This is a genomic window from Bacillus safensis FO-36b (genome assembly GCF_000691165.1).
Classification (GTDB): Bacteria; Bacillota; Bacilli; order Bacillales; family Bacillaceae; genus Bacillus; species Bacillus safensis.
The window spans coordinates 45,329-61,830 of sequence record NZ_ASJD01000002.1; the positions used below are offsets into that span (position 1 = coordinate 45,329).

General features: G+C 43.4%; 15 protein-coding genes. 1 reads left to right on the top strand and 14 read right to left on the bottom strand.

Translation table 11 applies throughout. The annotated features are described in order from the left end of the window. Positions 1-25: 25 nt before the first annotated feature. From liaG to BA81_RS04725, 4 genes are all read right to left on the bottom strand, one after another. Entirely contained in the window at positions 26-895 is an 870-nt protein-coding gene (liaG, locus tag BA81_RS04710) for a LiaG family protein (RefSeq protein WP_034280875.1), read from the bottom strand. A 104-nt stretch (positions 896-999) separates the two neighbouring features. Beyond that, positions 1,000-1,668: a stress responsive protein LiaH gene (gene liaH, locus BA81_RS04715; RefSeq protein WP_024423427.1), complete on the bottom strand. Its 669-nt coding sequence runs from the start codon at positions 1,666-1,668 to the stop codon at positions 1,000-1,002. Positions 1,669-1,683: 15 nt separating this feature from the next. Further along, the gene (locus BA81_RS04720) at positions 1,684-2,076 is read right to left on the bottom strand and encodes a membrane protein (protein ID WP_034280876.1); all 393 of its coding nucleotides are present in this window, start codon (positions 2,074-2,076) and stop codon (positions 1,684-1,686) included. 354 nt (positions 2,077-2,430) lie between these two features. Continuing rightward, on the bottom strand, positions 2,431-3,000 hold the full coding sequence (locus BA81_RS04725) for a cob(I)yrinic acid a,c-diamide adenosyltransferase (protein WP_034280877.1): 570 nt from the start codon (positions 2,998-3,000) through the stop codon (positions 2,431-2,433). 189 nt (positions 3,001-3,189) lie between these two features. Between BA81_RS04725 and BA81_RS04730 the strand changes: the two genes are divergently transcribed. Continuing rightward, positions 3,190-3,936, top strand: a complete 747-nt coding sequence (locus BA81_RS04730) for an SDR family NAD(P)-dependent oxidoreductase (protein WP_034280878.1) — start codon at positions 3,190-3,192, stop codon at positions 3,934-3,936. Between the two features lie 17 nt (positions 3,937-3,953). Here the strand turns inward: BA81_RS04730 and pdxA are convergent, their stop codons facing one another. The 10 genes from pdxA to BA81_RS04780 all read right to left on the bottom strand — a co-directional run bounded on the left by pdxA (position 3,954) and on the right by BA81_RS04780 (position 16,412). Beyond that, a complete protein-coding gene (gene pdxA, locus BA81_RS04735) occupies positions 3,954-4,979 on the bottom strand; it encodes a 4-hydroxythreonine-4-phosphate dehydrogenase PdxA (RefSeq protein WP_034280879.1) in 1,026 nt (341 codons plus the stop codon). Further along, positions 4,955-6,298, bottom strand: a complete 1,344-nt coding sequence (locus BA81_RS04740; RefSeq protein ID WP_034280880.1) for a four-carbon acid sugar kinase family protein — start codon at positions 6,296-6,298, stop codon at positions 4,955-4,957. The genes pdxA and BA81_RS04740 overlap by 25 nt, the downstream gene beginning before the upstream one ends. 25 nt (positions 6,299-6,323) lie before the next feature. Continuing rightward, a complete protein-coding gene (locus BA81_RS04745; RefSeq protein ID WP_183002021.1) occupies positions 6,324-8,105 on the bottom strand; it encodes a sigma-54-dependent Fis family transcriptional regulator in 1,782 nt (593 codons plus the stop codon). Between the two features lie 147 nt (positions 8,106-8,252). Then, positions 8,253-9,428, bottom strand: coding sequence for a sialidase family protein (locus BA81_RS04750; protein WP_034280882.1), 1,176 nt, complete (start codon positions 9,426-9,428; stop codon positions 8,253-8,255). Continuing rightward, positions 9,425-10,831, bottom strand: a complete 1,407-nt coding sequence (locus BA81_RS04755) for a sodium:solute symporter family protein (protein WP_034280883.1) — start codon at positions 10,829-10,831, stop codon at positions 9,425-9,427. Before BA81_RS04755 ends, BA81_RS04750 begins: the two co-directional genes overlap by 4 nt. A 63-nt stretch (positions 10,832-10,894) precedes the next feature. Continuing rightward, positions 10,895-12,067: an iron-containing alcohol dehydrogenase gene (locus BA81_RS04760; protein WP_034280884.1), complete on the bottom strand. Its 1,173-nt coding sequence runs from the start codon at positions 12,065-12,067 to the stop codon at positions 10,895-10,897. 7 nt (positions 12,068-12,074) lie between these two features. Next, positions 12,075-12,974: a 4-hydroxy-tetrahydrodipicolinate synthase gene (dapA, locus tag BA81_RS04765; protein WP_034280885.1), complete on the bottom strand. Its 900-nt coding sequence runs from the start codon at positions 12,972-12,974 to the stop codon at positions 12,075-12,077. 180 nt (positions 12,975-13,154) lie between these two features. Then, complete coding sequence (locus BA81_RS04770; RefSeq protein ID WP_034280886.1) at positions 13,155-14,441, bottom strand: heme ABC transporter ATP-binding protein; 1,287 nt, start codon at positions 14,439-14,441, stop codon at positions 13,155-13,157. Further along, positions 14,438-15,496: a FecCD family ABC transporter permease gene (locus tag BA81_RS04775; protein ID WP_034280887.1), complete on the bottom strand. Its 1,059-nt coding sequence runs from the start codon at positions 15,494-15,496 to the stop codon at positions 14,438-14,440. The genes BA81_RS04770 and BA81_RS04775 overlap by 4 nt, the downstream gene beginning before the upstream one ends. Further along, positions 15,462-16,412, bottom strand: a complete 951-nt coding sequence (locus BA81_RS04780) for an ABC transporter substrate-binding protein (RefSeq protein ID WP_034280888.1) — start codon at positions 16,410-16,412, stop codon at positions 15,462-15,464. Before BA81_RS04780 ends, BA81_RS04775 begins: the two co-directional genes overlap by 35 nt. Between the last annotated feature and the right edge of the window lie 90 nt (positions 16,413-16,502).

The window sequence follows — 16,502 nt, forward strand, 5'->3', positions numbered from 1 at the left end:
TCGCCTCCTTCCTTTCTTTCAATCATTACCGCAGCTTGAGGTTACCACTTGTCATTTCAATATCGACTAAATGTGTCCCTTTCCCCCGCGTACCTGTAAAGCCTCGACCTTCACTATCCACTTGATCAAAGTCATACGAGTGATCGACGCTTCCACTTGTTTTTTTCACCTGAACGTTGAAATCTCCGTCATCTGGCAAATTAAATTTCGCGCTCCCTGATGTCATATGAAAGGAGACAGGTGACTCAATTGTATCAAAACTTGCTGTCAACCGGCCGCTTGTCATGCCCAATTGCAGCTCGCCTTTGACATCATTAATATCGGCACGCCCTGAAGTTGCCCCAATATCACTATCCTTCGCATCAATGTGCGACACTGCCAGCCTGCCAGAGGTTGCTTTGATTTCCACATTTTTGGCTGAGAAATTCTCAGCTGTGAGGTTTCCGCTCGTTGATTTGAGTATCACATCTTGAAGGGACAGCTTTCCTTCTCCGTTCATCTCGCTGACTCCGCTTCCACCCGTAATCTTCACATTTTTATGATAATCTGTTGGAATTTTAACTAAAAGCTCTCCTTTTTCAAATTGAGTGAAAAACAAGAAGCTTTTATTTTCAGCGCGAATTTTAAAGGTACCGCCTGTTTGCTCCGCATACATTTTCCCTTTTCCATTGAGAGCAGTCACGGAAATATCGGAACGATTTTCAGGTTTTACCTTCACGCGAAACCCAGAAAGAGAAATATCTAATTGATCAATCTCCTCTTTTTTCGCTGAAGCTTTTGTCACTGGTTTTTCACGGGAAAAACTTAAATGAAAGAGATCTTCATTTTTGAAAAGCATGCCAATCATTAAAAAGATACCTACAAGTATACAAATTAGACCGATTAATCGCTTCATTCATACCATCCCTTTATCTTCTGACCTTTTCATTATAAGGAAAAGCGAAACAGAAAGAAATCAAATATCGGAAGAAAAAGCCTGCTTTTCTTCCGATGTGATCTCTATACGTTTGCTTGCTGTTGTTCAGGCTTTTTCTCGAGCTTCAGCTTCTGCCATTCTTTTTCAACCTCGTCGGCATAATCTAAATGAGCATATGCACCTTGATCCGCAAATTGTGCATAGCTGCCTGCTTTTGTTTCCATTTCTTCAATACGGTTCTCCATTCGGAGAAACTCTTTATATGCACTTTCACTGTCTACTTTATTGATGGAATCATTCATATGCTGCTTTGCCTGTGCGGCATTGGCTCTTGCAATCAGTGCCTGCTTCTTGTCTTTTATATCACGCAGCTTCGTTTCTAAGTGCTGCAATTGCTCTTTCAGCTCTTTCAATTGTTTCACAGATTGCTGGTAGGCTTCCTGATATTCGTTGTGCTTTTCTTCAAAATACTTCATTTCTGTGAGCGCTTTTCGTGCAAGCTCCTCTTCTCCCGCATGATATGCCAGCTCGGCCTGCTTCTTTCGCTTTTCAGCAAATGCTTCCGTCTCTTCTGCTTTGCGCAGGAAGCCTTGCTGAATCGTTTGCTGTTTGATGATGGCATGTTTCGCTTTCGCAACATCATCCTCCATATCACGAACGTATTGATTCAGCATGACACGCGGATTCTCCAATTTATCTAAGCCTTCATTGACAGTTGCAACAAACATATCTCTTACTCTTCTTAATACCATTTGATGTTCCTCCTTTTATTTTTTCTTTAAAAAGTCTTCCCATTCTTGATCAAAAGACGTGTGAAGCGGTTCTTCCGTATTAGGTGCCGTGTTTGGCTCCATATATGCTCTGCTTGATGATTTTTTGGTAGATTCACCATTGATCATCGACCAGCCAAAATAAAGAAGTACCCCTGCAAATGCGATGCCAAGTATAAACGGCAAAAATTGCACGACGATCAATACACCAATGACTGCTAGAATGACACTTAAGGTTTTACTGCCTTTTTCGTATTTTTTAACACCTACATAGATGAGGCCTGCCCCAATCAAAACCGGGATCAGTCCACCAAATGAACCACCAAAGAAGATGGATAAACCGACAAACAATAAAATTGAACCGATAATGGTTTTACTTGTTATTTTCATCTTCATGCCTCCTTTCTTGCTCCTTGCTTTAACTATAGTCAAAAAAGAAAGCCGGCAAAACGTGTCACAGATTGATCTTTGATTGCGACTAGAGTCGTAACAATGCTCAGACTGAGCGGCAGAACCTAATAAAAAAGCACTCTTCTATTTGAAGAGTGCTCAGATTGTTGACCAAGGGCAATTTTAGCCCTTGGTCTTCTTTTTTCAGCGTGATAGAAAACCTTTGCAGTCTAGGAAGGACGAGTACCGGAGCGGAGCGAATTGAACATTCGTGAGCACCGGAGCGCAGACCTGACAAAGAATGCGAGGGTTTGTCTACACGCTGGGCACTCTTCTATTTGAAGAGTGCTTTCCTTATTTAGAACGAAACACGTCGGCACTTCGTTCATATTCAACATCAGCTTCACCAAGCCGATAATTCACGATTCGGGCGGCTGCAAATAAATAATCGGATAGACGGTTTACGTATGTGAGCGCAGCGGCTGGAATCTCCTCCTGTTTTGCAAGCGTCACAATATGCCTCTCGGCTCTTCTGACGACTGTCCGCGCCACATGTAAGAGAGCAGCGCCTTCCTGACCACCCGGTAAAATAAACTTAGTAAGCGGCTCAGCCTCTTCTACATAGACATCCATTCTTTCCTCAAGGACTGTCACAGAGGCTTCTGTTAATTTGCCTTCTTTACGTGGTTTGACTGCTGCCAAATCACCCCCGCAGTCAAACAGCTCATGCTGTATAACGATCAGCTCTGACAAAAGGTCCGGAAACAATTCGACATGCTGTCGTAAATTTGCATGCGCGAGTCCAATAAAGCTATTCGCCTCATCTAACGTACCATACGCCTCTACTCTCACATCATCTTTATCGGCTCTTCCGCCAATCAAGCCTGTTTGGCCCTGATCCCCGGTTTTCGTATAAAGTTTCAACGGTTTCCCCTCTTTTCTACTGCTTTGTCCTTCTAGTATAACCTGAAGTTAAAAAAATGTATTTGTTTTATTATGAAACACTTTTACTGAAAATCACTCCAACCCTCTTATATATGTTGAATGATGAAACATCCCGTTTTATAATGAATGAAAGCGCTTTTTAATTATGAGAGATGGGGTGGGATGTACGTGAGTTTACAAAATAAAGTAGCGATCATTACAGGTGCAAGCAGAGGGATTGGCCGCGCCATTGCGGTGGCACTTGTCTGCGAAGGAGCGCACGTCGTTCTCAATGGAACGAACGACATGCTGCTGCAAGAGGTTTGCTCCTCACTGAATAAAAAAGAGAAACGAGCCGTTTATGTTGCTGGTGATGCTAGTTTACCAGAGACAGCCTCTTCACTCGTGGAGCAAGCGAAAACACATTTTGGACAGATTGATCTGCTGGTCAACAATGCTGGGATCAATTTACGAAAATCCACAGTCGAGACATCCCTTGATGAGTGGAAACGATTGATTGATATTAATTTGACCGGCACATTCCTCATGTGCCAAGCGGTCATTCCTGACATGATCAAACAACAAGGCGGAAAGATTATCAATATGAGTTCTACAACTGGCAAAACCCCTCACCACAATGCATCACCTGCATACGGTGCATCAAAGGCAGGCATCAATTATTTAACCATGCATCTTGCCAAAGAATTAGCAGAGCACCACATTCATGTGAATGCTGTCTGCCCTGGTCCAATCGAAACAGACATGAGCAAACAGTGGAGCGATGAATACCGGCGTTCGGTTTTAGATAGAATTCCTTTGAAAACGATTGGAACACCAGAACAAGTCGCAAATGTTGTGACATTTTTAGCTTCTGACCAGTCGGATTTTATCACAGGAGAAACCATCAATATGAATGGCGGAACGTATATGAACTAGAAAAAAAGAGCCTCCTCTTAAAGGCTCTTTTTCTTCTCATATTGATTTTCTCTCGTACCAGAAAGCATGATGGCCTGTCTAATAGCTTCTTCCATGCTCGCAGAATCGGCTTTTCCTGTTCCTGCGATATCAAATGCCGTCCCATGATCGACACTTGTACGAATAATCGGCAGCCCAACTGTAATGTTTACACCCGATTCTAAGCCAAGCACCTTAATCGGTCCGTGCCCTTGATCATGATACATCGCCACAACGATATCAAAGTCACCTCTTGCTGCCCTAAAGAACAAGGTATCAGCAGGCAGCGGCCCAAATACTTGAATCCCTTCTTCCTGTGCTAGTTCAACCGCTGGGATGATCTTCTCCTCTTCTTCTCCGTTCCCAAACAACCCATTCTCCCCAGCATGCGGGTTAATCCCGCATACAGCAATTTTAGGGTCAGAGATTCCAGAACGGACGAGTGTATCATGTGCCAGCTTAATCGTCGTGTATACACGCTCAGGATTAATCTTTAAAATGGCATCCATTAATCCAATATGTGTGGTGACATGAACTACCTTTAAGTTAGGGGCCGCCAGCATCATCGCATAATCTTCTGTACCCGTCAGGTCAGCTAAAATTTCTGTATGTCCTGGATACATATGACCTGCCTTATGAAGTGCCTCTTTGTTTAGCGGCGCTGTGCAAATGCCGTCAATTCTACGGTCATTTGCAAGACTAATGGCTTTTTCAAGATATCGGAAAGCAGCATTTCCTGCTTCTTTTGATATGTCCCCAATCGGCATCTCGTTCGTTAAGAGCTTAAGGTCTAAGCAGGGAACAGCTCCGGCTTTCACCTGCTCCGCTTCCTCTGGTTCTATGATACTTACAATCTCCACATCTGTATTCACAAAGTCTTTCGCCCTATTTAATATACTGGTGTCTCCGATCACAAATAGAACGGCTTCTTCATGTAAACGCGTTTGCTGAAAAGATTTTAAAATAATTGCAGGAGCAACACCAGCCGCATCTCCCATCGTTACAGCAATGATTGGTTTTGACATTCGACTTCCCCCTCTATCTTTTTCAGCACTTCTACCGCGTGGAGTACTGAATTTTTTTGACCGTAAGCTCCTGCTTTCGTAACCGCATATAAATTCGTATCAACGAGCTGGCCGAGCGGGATGCCAGGTTCAATTTCTTTCAGCAGCCGAATACCTCCTGCTCCAAGCTCCTGGCAAATCGCCCGCGCTGTATCTCCGCCAGTTAGGAAAAGTCGTCTCATTCCTGATAATGTGACAATGTCTTTTGTGATCATTCCAAGAAAGACGGACAAAGCACTTCCAACCTCTTGTCTTGACAGCCCTTTCTTTTCTCCGTAAACCAGCATCTTTTCAACCATCTCTGGCCGTGCATCTGTATAAAGGAGAATATCTTCGTTCTGACGCTTACGCAGTTGATCGAGAACTGATTTTCGTTCCCATGCTTCACGGCCGTTTAATACATTCAGCGGGTTCACTTTTATCTCAAAACAATCGTGAGTTTCTCTTAAATAAGCAAACTGCTCATTTGTTTTTTGAGAGGCACTTCCAGATACGATGAGGACAGGTCTCTGTTTTTTAAGACGAGAAGTATTTCTATGTTTAGCGACATATGCAGATAATGCACCAGCTAGTCCCGCTGAACCGACCCATAGTATTCTTTTATCCATCTTCATAAACACTTCCACAATCCGCCCTAAATCATCACTTGTTTCTGCATCACACACAAACCATTGATGACCATGCTTCAATAAGGATGATACCTCATCACTCGTTACTTTTAGCTCTTCGCCGATTGTCTGTTGAGAAAGGTTTTTTGGTCTGACGTTCGTCTGCTCCTCAATTAAATCTGATATGCTGGATGTCAAAACTGGAGTTTTCGGATCCTTTGCTGCCTCTGACAGATGAACAGGCACTCCTTCCACATAATGTATGCCATTATTGGTTGCTCTTTGTGCATCTGGGTAGGCAGGAGCGATAACCGCCGCATCAAATGGGCCAATATCCATTAGTGCTTGCAGTTCAATTCCTATATTGCCTCTTAACGTTGAATCTATTTTTTTAAAGAAAAGGTGCGATTCATCTTGGAGAAATGGCTGCACCATTTGGCTGACCTCATGGTAGGCGTTCTCTGAAGACATACTTCGTGAATCGGTATCCACAATCAGCACATCCTCTTTATACCTGTCAATGCCTTCAAATGACGGCTGAAACAGGACAGAGGCTGTTAAGCCCGCTTTGACAAATTGAACACCTGTATCGTTGGCACCTGTCAAATCATCCGCCACAATGATTACCTTTTGCTCTAATTTCGCTCCTTTTTTTAATAGATCGTTTGTCATTTAGACACCTCGGCCTCATTACATATTATTCCTTTAGCTTTCTCCATAGCGTCGTACGGTTGATATTCAACCGCTTTGCCGCCTTTGATTGATTCATATTTTCTTCTTCCAGCACCGTTTTGATAATCCGTCTTTCAATCTCATCAAGCGTTCCATTCAAATAGCTGGACAGCTGTTTTTCTTCATTTTCAAAGGCAAGCTGATCAATTGCTGCCTTTGCCCTATTCAACGTGATATATCCACTTTTTGTTGTCAGTACCAGTTCCTCAATGATCCGCTTGAACTGCCTGACATTTTCTCTGAATTTCTGGTGTTGAAAGGCTTCAATCACATCTGCTGACAGCCCAACCACCTGCGTCCCGTAAAGAGAATTCAGTTCCGCAATAAATAACCTGCTCATGTCCTCAATATCTTCTGGCCGTTCAGACAACGCAGGGACATGAATTGTGAGCTCCTGTAAGCCTGTATATAATTCCTCACTAAACGCTCCAGATTGCATCAATTTGAACAAATCCACTTGAGACGCAGCCATCCAGCGAATATTCTGATGATGATGCAGCTGCTCGGCAATGAGCTGCTGTATATCCATTGGAACGCTCTCAATATCCTTTAGAAACATCGTCCCTTTTTGATGCAGAGGGATTGATTTTATATCTTCCGGTTCTGTCAAACGTCTGCAATGTACTGTCGTAAAGCTCTCATTTTTCCTCTCGCTCATTTGATGGATAGCAAATGCAAGGCATGATTTACCCGTTCCTTGTTCACCATACAGGCAAATCGAGCGCTCCGTTTGACTAAACGCTTTTGCCCTATTGATCACATCTTTCATTTTTGGGCTTTGATCTGTAAAAAGAGCAAATGGATGTTCTGAATGAATAGGCGACGCAAGCGTCCAAATACGATGACCTTCTTGATTCATCACAGCCGAAGGCTTTTCAATCGTGACAAGCAACTCGCCTTTCGATAGCATGCTTCCTTTGACATGCCACACTTGCTGCTGATGGGATATTTGAGAATAGCCATTTTGTTTCCCTTCTCGAATCGCCTTTAGTGCCGGTTCAAGTGCTGGACACCACGCAATCACATCAGCATGAGAAGTAGACGGTGCAAATAATCCTTTTTCTGTCCATTGTTTCATTTGTTGGTTCATAAAATGTAGCTGGTTGTGCGGATCAATGATGAGCATCCCTTTCGGCTCTTGATCAATCATTTCACGAAAGAGACGCTGTTCAGCTGTCGCCTCTTTATATAAACGATACATTTGTTTTGCTTGATGAAATGCTTCTTTGACCGATTCACGACCTGATGTAATGAGCATACTCTGCATTCCCAGCTCTTTAGCCGCTTTATCAGTAATGACATCTCCAAGCACGACCTGAGTCCCTTGTTCTTGTAATTGTTTTAAGAGATCCCATACCTCTTCCTCTTGCTGCACTGTGTAAATATCAATTTTAATCCCGTATAATTCCCCAATGGTGCGTACACCTTGTGTAATATTTTCAAAACCCACGACCGCTTTTTTACCTTGATAATCTTTTATCAGTGTTAAGGCACGAAGCAAGTCATACCCTGACACAGGGATATCAACTACTGGGATGTTCACATGTTTTTGAATGAGCGCAGCTGTTCCGCCCCGGCTCATAATGATATCCATTCCTTGAGCTTCTGCTTGTTCTGCAAGAGCAACACCAGACCGGAGATCTCCGACTACAAGCTGGAATGTCATATTTTCTTCTTCTTTGGCAAGGTCGATTAACACATCGCCCAACCCTTTATACGGCGCAACACCTAACACTTTGATATTCATGAAAAGGACCCCCATTTTTTATCTCTTCATCACGAGACATAGCTTGAGGGAGTCCAGCCGATAGAAAATGGGGACAACCCTCCAAACATCAATTATAAATGAAGCAAATGAGGGTTACAATTCACCAGAAGCAGGGCCCTCTTGCAGTTAAGAAGTGCGATTGACCCATTCTTCTGTCACACACACATATTTGATCGCCTGCCGATAATACGTAAACGCAATATGCAGCTTCCCGTCTTTTCCTTCCGTAATGGATGGATAAGAATACTCTCGATTTAGTTTATCCTTTGAATTGTTTGTCATCGCATATCCATCACCCACTTCAAGGTTACGTCTGATAGGCCATGTATCACCATTATCCTCAGAGAGCGCCAAAGTCATCGGTGCACGCGGTGTTCCCCAAAAGGCTGGACGTGCTTCTGTATCAACCGCCGTGCGCGTATCGCCTTCATCCTCAATTTCATCATATAAAGAAGCTCTTCGTTCTGTTTGCTCATCTGCATTGATATGATTATAGACGAGGGCAAGATGCCCATTTTGGAGCACGGTAAATTGAATGGATGAATTATTATTGGGCAGCTCCGTCGCCTTTGGCTCAGACCATGTCCGCCCATGATCGACGGAACGGCTAATATAAATCGAATCAGCAAACCGGCTTCTAAAGAGGGCTATGAGGGAGCCGTCTGCACACTTTCCAATATTCATATGAACACAGCCCGTGCTGTTTGGTACAATGACCTCATCCCATGTCTTTCCTTGGTCGGATGTAATCTTCACAGCACTGACATCCCGGTTCCCCGTCCATTTGACGCCTGGAATGCTCTTACAATAGAAGACCGGCAGCAGCCAATCTTGATTATCCAGTACAACAATCGGCTGACGTATAAACGTACCCGGCTGTTCAAACAAAGTACCAATCTCCCCCCATGTCTCCCCTCTATCCTCTGATAGCCGGTATCTCACGATGGCCGTATCTTGATTCCCAGATAGCTGTGCGGTATACAGCAGCCATAGCCTGCCATTTTCCTCTTGAAACAGAACTGGATTTTGTTCAGAGCGTGCAGGATCGTTAGATAACTTCACTGCCTCTGTCCACTTGTTACTTCCCCGTTTGAGTCTCGACATATAGATTGAGATATCAGGTATTCCCTCCTGCGTTCCGCCAAACCAAACACATAATACATCTCCATTATCCAGCTCAAGTAGATTGGCCGCATGATTCTGCACACAGTCTGTTGGCAGAAAGGCTTCTTTTCTCTCTGTATCTTGTTCATTTTGTCGCAAAATTCCATCTATTTTTATCACAGTCTCTTCATTTTTCATGACAATTCTCCTTTCAATGGTTGATCCTTTTTAGCAGGCGGACTGAAAAGTCGGTCGATTACCAGCACAAGGAAAGGAATGATAATGGCAATATACATATTATCGATTCCGAATGGATTATCGAGTAAATACCAAACCGTCGTGGTAACACCTGAAGCAGCAAGGCCAATGGTCGCCCCTCTATTTGAATTAAAGTACGGCAAGTAAAAGCCCATTGCTGCTACAACAGCGATCGATGTTCGAAGCGCCCTTGTAAAAAAGGAAAGGGACAGCAGCTCCGGCGCAAGTGCTACTCCTACAAGAGGCACAATTCCAACGAGTACAGCCACATACCTCGTGACTTTCATTCTCTGCTCCGGTGTTGGTTTCATTTTCGGTACATAAAAATCATCCATAATTAAGGTTGTTGTCGCAAGCGCAACCGTCGACACACCGACAAAGATGGATGCCACAAGCGATGTTGCCACAATGGCACTCAAAATTGGATTCATATGCTGTAAAAAGACAGGGAAGGCATAAATAGGATCAATGTCTGGATACAAATAATGTGCAGCTACGCCGATCACACCGATTGCAATGGCGAGCGGCAAACAAAGCAAAGCCGCATAAAGCGTTGATTTCTTTGCCTCACGCTCACTTTTCGACGAAGTGATTGCTTGAATGATAAACTGCGTAGCAAAGATGGCACCCATGTTTCCTATAAACCAAGCTCCTATCGTCCCCCATCCAATTGTCCCGTCCCATGTAAAGAAATGATCAGGCATCGTTTGTTTCATTGGTTCAAAGCCTTTTGTTAAGTAAAGAGCTACCCCTAGTGTAATTAAAATTCCCGCATACTTCACGATCGAATGAAGGATCGTGACCCATGCAACCCCTTTCATTCCTCCGAATGTAAAATAAAATGTACTCACAACGGCCGTAATGATCGCACAGGTCATTAAAGGAAGCCCCAAAATGGATGCAATGGCAGCTGAACCACTTAAATAGTTTCCTAGATTCACAAGCAGCAATGCGGCAATCATAATAACAGAAACAACTAGCTTCGTTGATTTTCCAAACTTCTGATCGATAATACCTGAAATGGTGTACTGTCCTGTTCGATAAAACTTGCCTACTAAGAAAAAGGAAAAGATAAAAAAGGCGATAGCGACAGTCACAATAGACCATGAAGCAGAAAGCCCATGCGTAAAGGCAGATTCTGCTGTTCCAACAGTGGATTTCGTTCCAATGAATTCACTCATGAGCAAAATACCGACTACAATGGCTGGAAGTGACTTAGCAGCATTGTTAAATTCTGAATTGGATTTACTGCGGAAACGCATCGTCAGCCAAGTCGTAAAGAGTATATAGAGAATAATGACGATCAAAATAAATGTGATGACAGAACTGCTTAAGACATTCATTTAAAATCCCCCTTTGTGTGCAAGCCGTGTGAAGCAACTTCTCATTCCCATCCCAATGAAGCGTTAAGCGTCGAGCAGTTTCATGTATACCTGTTCAATATCAGAAACAGACATTGGCTTTGGATTGTTGTCCATTAATCTCTTCACCTCTGAAGCTGCTTGAGCAAGTGCCGGTACATCCTCCTTGGACACGCCAAAAGCTTTGAGCTGCTGTGGAATGTGTAAATCCGCTGTCCAATCTTCAATTTGATGAATCACACGCTCTGCAAGCTCCTGCTTTGTGTGAGCTCCCGCTAGTCCTATTGCTCTTGCCACATGTTCAAGCCGATCAATGATATGATCTGCATTAAAAGCAGTGACATGCGGAAGCAGCATGGAATTAGCAACACCATGAGAAATCTTGTATTTCCCCCCTAATGGATAAGCCATAGCGTGAACAGCAGCAGTTCCGGCACTTGTAAGCGCCATTCCTCCATACATTGCACCAACAAGCATATTTTCTCTTGCCTTCATGTTCTCCCCGTGATGATATGCCTCCTGAATACTTCCTGAAATCAGCCGCATCGATTCCAGTGCAAACATATCACTGAATGGATTGGCTTTATTTGAAATATAAGATTCAAGCGCATGCGTAAAAGCATCCATACCTGTAGCTGCGGTAATAGATTTCGGCAAGTTGAGAGTAAGTGCTGGATCTAAGATGACAAGGTCTGGCAAAAGATGCGGACTAACCATTCCAATTTTCAATTCCTTTTCTGGAAAAGTCACAATTGCATTTGGTGTCACCTCAGATCCCGTACCAGAGGTTGTCGGAATGAGAATCGTTGGCACTCCCCTTTTTTCCACAAGATTTGTGCCAACGAGAGCAGAAATCGGCTGATCGTTTGTCTTAAGAACAGCTAAAATTTTTGCAGCATCAAGGACACTCCCGCCACCAATTCCAATAATGGCGTCATGCGCTCCTCTTAAAAAGGTGTGGAATACATCCTCGATATTTTCTTCTGTTGGTTCAGGTTTGATTTCTGTACTTATCTCACTTGCTATCCCCTTTTTCGCAAGTTCTCTTTTGATGTGATCTGCATAACCAAGTGATACGATCGATGGCTGCGTTAATATAAAAATGGATGTGAGTCTGCTAAGCCCTAAACTATCTAATTTCTCCCCAAGAAGGTCTAAAGAACCTGCGCCAGATACAATGTGTGATGCCGTCTGAAAGTGATAATGCGTGATCGTCATCTCTTCACTACTCCTTTGCCGCTTTTCCTTGTTTGCGATAGTCTTCAACCATTTGTGCCACAGCTTCTAATGCCTCACCTGACAGCTCTTTTACAGGGCTTTTGGGCGGGCCAACCGGAATTCCATAAAGCTCTGCTGCCTTTTTCAAAGGCGCTGGTAATGTCCCTAAACCGAATGTTGCTCTTAATGGCTGCAGCTGCTTCTGGAAGTGCTCACTTTCGTCAAGCTTCCCTTTTCGAAAAGATTCATAGAGTCCAACGACAGTTTCAGGAAGTACATTTGCAGTTGCTGCGACCGCCCCTGCTCCGCCGAGTTTCAAGGTATCCAAAATGAGTGAGTCCGTACCTGCAAGGACAACAAAATCTTCATCTTTTGTGACATCCAGATATGCCTTGATATTTTCAATGTTTCCACTGCTATCTTTAATGCCTAGCACATTCGGCAGTGCACTGAGCCGTGCAACCGTCTCTGGTGCTAGAGATACTCCTGTTCTAGATGGAATGTTATAAAGCAGAATCGGAATATCTACATTCTCAGATATGTGACGAAAGTGCTCATACAGCTCTTCTTGGGTTGGTGCAACAAAGTAAGGTGTAATGATAGACAGAACATCTACCCCTCGATCTGCCAGTTTGTTTGACAGCCTGATGGTTGCCTCCGTACTATTTTCACCTGCTCCAATGAATACCGGCACTCGTCTGTCAACAGCATTCACGACAGTTTCAGCAATTTGAAGCTTTTCTTCCTCTGAAAACAAATGAAACTCTCCATTTGTGCCTAAAGCAAAGATGCCGTGTACACCTGACTCGATCAAACGATTCACTAATTGCGTTGCCACTTCGGGATGAAAATGTTCTTCCTCAGTAAGCGGTGTCAAAATAGCTGGTATAATCCCTTGAATGTCCAAATAATCCTCCCTTTCTTATGTGTTGCATTTTTAAACATGTCATATTTTAAGCGCTTTCATATTTTTTATTATAAAAGGATTGTGATTTAATTAGCAACACTTTTTTGATTTTTCGTTATATTAAGTTCATTTCTTATGTAGCTGTTGATGTTTTCAACAAAAAAAGCGAACCATTTTGGTTCACTTTTGAATGGCACTCAACTTTTGAAGAAGCCCGTGCACCTTTTGTCCTAATCTTTCGTGTAAAAGGTCAGCATCTTCCGTTTCATGCGTATTGGGTGTAGCAATACAAAGATGATGGATTGGAATGCTTGTTTCTTGCTTCATGATGTGCATAAGCTGCCCCATGAGCTGAACAGCTGCTCCGTCTGATAAAGATCGTTTCAGGATAAGCCAAATGGCCAACTCTTCTTGCTGAAGCATGCCGCAAAGGATCATATCGTCTTCGGCGTCTTCTGCGGCAAATTGTGCTAATCCGTTAGCTTGCTCGAAAAACAGCATATCTTCAGATGACTCTAGCTGCTCATGAAGCGTCTTCTTTCCCGTTCCAATAGACCTTTTCCAAAAGAACCCGCCGTTTTTCTTATGTGAGGAAAGGATGCGAAGAGGCTGATTAATGGAAAACGTCATTCCTTCTGAGCTATAAGTCCTCCAGCCATCGGCTATGTTTACAATTGATGCTTTTGAAGGGGCTGCAGGCTCAACCATCAGCTGGGGGTTAGCCCTAAATGGATGCTGGAGCGGTGTCACATTTGTTTCATACACACGGTTGATTCGTTCAGTGGTCAAGACGTGATGCGGCAGTCCTAACATGTCTGTCTTTCCTTCATGAAGCAGAAGCAGCCGATCACAATATAAACTAGCGATGTTCACATCATGGAATACACCAATGACCGTTAACCTAGAGGAATCAGTTTCTTCTTTAATTAAATCAAGCAAATCTTTTTGATAGGCTAAATCAAGGAAACTCGTTGGTTCATCCAGCAATAAATATTCAGGCTGCTGCGCCAATGCCTGTGCTAAATATACACGCTGCTGTTCTCCTCCGCTTAACTCATGGATGGATTGATTCTTAAACTGTGCAACACCCGTTTGTTCCATTACTTTGCTGACGACCTGCACATCTTCTCGCGTGACAGATTGCAGCCACCCTTTTTGATATGGATAACGACCGAATTGGACGGTTTCTTCCACCGTAAATGAAAAAGCTTGGTCCGTTTTCTGCGGCAGAACGGCCACCTTTTGCGCAAGCGCCTTTGGCGGATAGGATTGAATAAGGTGACCGCCGATACGCACCTCTCCGCTCTTAGGTGCTAAAATCCCTGCCATCATTTTAAGAAGGGTCGTCTTACCGCTCCCGTTTGGACCGAGTATACCGAGAAATTCTCCTTGCTTTACTTCAAGATTAATGCCTCGAATAACCTCTTTCTCTCCATATGCACCTCTGATTTCCTTCACTTGAATCATACGTGCGTCCCCCCTCTATATTTACGAATGAGGATGATGCCAAATACAGGTGCACCAATTAACGCAGTAATGATGCCAATCGGTAATTCAGTCGGCTCAATGATGGTACGGGATAACACATCTGCTAATACAAGAAAGGAAGCACCGTTCAGCATAGATAAAGGCAGCAGATGCCGATGATCTGTGATAGTTAAGAGGCGGATAAAATGCGGAATCACAAGTCCTACAAAACCGATCGTCCCTGATACCGCTACTGCACTTCCGGTCAGGATCGAGCCCGCCAGCAGCACAATATATTTGCTCCTTTTCACATGAACACCTAATAGCTTTGCCTTCTCCTCGCCATACGTCATCACATTCAAATCCCGCCCCATCAACATTAACGCAAAGGTCCCAATAAGAAAGAAAGGAAGAAAAAGCACAATATAACGCCAGCCCCTCATGGACACACTGCCAAGCAGCCAATGAATGATCTCTTTTAGATCATCACCTGTTAAAGCAATCATCAATGAAATGAGCGCACCCAAAAAAGAGCTGAAAATCACTCCTGTCAAAATTAAAGAAGAAATGCTCATCCCCCGATGAACAAGACGCGCAAAAAAGAGAACGAGACAGAGGGTCACAAGCGCTGTTGTCATACTGAATAATGGCAGTGTGAAACTGCCAAAAAGCGGGAGCTGCAAGCTGAAAAACAGGGTCGCTACGGCTCCAACTGATGCCCCTTGAGATACCCCCAGCGTATAAGGGTCAGCGAGAGGATTTTTTAATAAACCTTGAAAAGCTGCACCAGATAACGCAAGTGCTGCTCCGACTAATGCCGCTAATATGACTCTTGGCAGCCGAATGTTCATCATAATATTGCGATCGATGGAATCAATGGTTCCAAACTGCACTCCGAATAGTTCATGAACAAATATACGAAGAATAGAAGGAATGGGAATCCCTAAGCTTCCAAAGGAGATTCCCATTCCAACGCTCATCACAAGAAGTAAAACACTTAGTGTATATGCGATGATCAATTTATTTGAACGTGTCAGGATAGACGTTTTTCGCAAGAGCCTCGACTCCTTCAACCAATCGCGGTCCCGGTCTTGATGCGAGATCCGTATTCAATTGAAAGACTTGTTTTTCTTTCACTGCTTTCATTGCATTCCAGCCGTCTCTTTTTTTCAAATCAGCTAAGCCTGATCCATCAATTGTAACGATGACATCAGGATTTCGCTTGATGATCGATTCTTCCGTCATTTGCACCCAGCCAGTTTGATCACCTGCAGCATTTTTGGCATGGATAACAGAAAGCATTTCATCCATAAATGTATTTTTACCAGTTGTATAGATTTCAGGTGCTCCTGATACTTCAACAAAGACTGTTTTTTGCTTGTCTTTCGAAATCCCCTCTGCTTGTTTCTTGATGTCATTCAGCTTTGTTTTCATTTCGTCTACAAGCTTTGTTGATGCTTCTTTCACGCCGGCTGCTTCACCGATCATATTGATTGATTTGTACACATCCTTAAAGGACGTTGCATCATTTACAGTCAGCACTTGGATCCCTGCATCTTCAAGCTGTTTAAATCCATTTTTTGATCCCATCTGAGATGCATGTGCTAAGACAAGATCTGGCTTTAAGGAAATGACCTTCTCGACATTGAATTCCAGTCCGCCAATCTTCTCTACCTTTTCGACTTCCTTTGGATAATTGTCAAAGTCTGATCGTCCAACCATTTTATCTCCAAGACCGAGTGCATAAGCAATCTCCGTATTACTTGGAATTAACGAAACAATTCGTTTAGGCTGTTCTTTGATTTCGACTGTTTTGCCAGCTGCATCTTTTATCGATACGGGAAATGCCGCAGTGGCCGTTTCTTTATTTTGTGACCCTTTTGCTTTGTGATCTGTCTCAGCGCCTGCACATCCTGCTAAAACACCCATCACAAGCAATAACGATAGCCAAATAGCTGTTAACTTTTTCATGAGTAACCCCCTGGTTTATGTACTGCTTAACGAAATCTCTTTCGTCAATTCTTTTCTAATTTCGGGAATATTATACTACAGTGCAGATAG

What these genes read in the sequence shown, in the direction of transcription:
- liaG (WP_034280875.1), bottom strand. Translation starts at nt 895, where the DNA reads ATGAAGCGATTAATCGGTCTAATTTGTATACTTGTAGGTATCTTTTTA.
- liaH (WP_024423427.1), bottom strand. Translation starts at nt 1,668, where the DNA reads ATGGTATTAAGAAGAGTAAGAGATATGTTTGTTGCAACTGTCAATGAA.
- BA81_RS04720 (WP_034280876.1), bottom strand. Translation starts at nt 2,076, where the DNA reads ATGAAAATAACAAGTAAAACCATTATCGGTTCAATTTTATTGTTTGTC.
- pdxA (WP_034280879.1), bottom strand. Translation starts at nt 4,979, where the DNA reads ATGTCAAAACCAATCATTGCTGTAACGATGGGAGATGCGGCTGGTGTT.
- BA81_RS04740 (WP_034280880.1), bottom strand. Translation starts at nt 6,298, where the DNA reads ATGACAAACGATCTATTAAAAAAAGGAGCGAAATTAGAGCAAAAGGTA.
- BA81_RS04745 (WP_183002021.1), bottom strand. Translation starts at nt 8,105, where the DNA reads ATGAATATCAAAGTGTTAGGTGTTGCGCCGTATAAAGGGTTGGGCGAT.
- BA81_RS04750 (WP_034280882.1), bottom strand. Translation starts at nt 9,428, where the DNA reads ATGAAAAATGAAGAGACTGTGATAAAAATAGATGGAATTTTGCGACAA.
- BA81_RS04755 (WP_034280883.1), bottom strand. Translation starts at nt 10,831, where the DNA reads ATGAATGTCTTAAGCAGTTCTGTCATCACATTTATTTTGATCGTCATT.
- BA81_RS04760 (WP_034280884.1), bottom strand. Translation starts at nt 12,067, where the DNA reads ATGACGATCACGCATTATCACTTTCAGACGGCATCACACATTGTATCT.
- BA81_RS04770 (WP_034280886.1), bottom strand. Translation starts at nt 14,441, where the DNA reads ATGATTCAAGTGAAGGAAATCAGAGGTGCATATGGAGAGAAAGAGGTT.
- BA81_RS04780 (WP_034280888.1), bottom strand. Translation starts at nt 16,412, where the DNA reads ATGAAAAAGTTAACAGCTATTTGGCTATCGTTATTGCTTGTGATGGGT.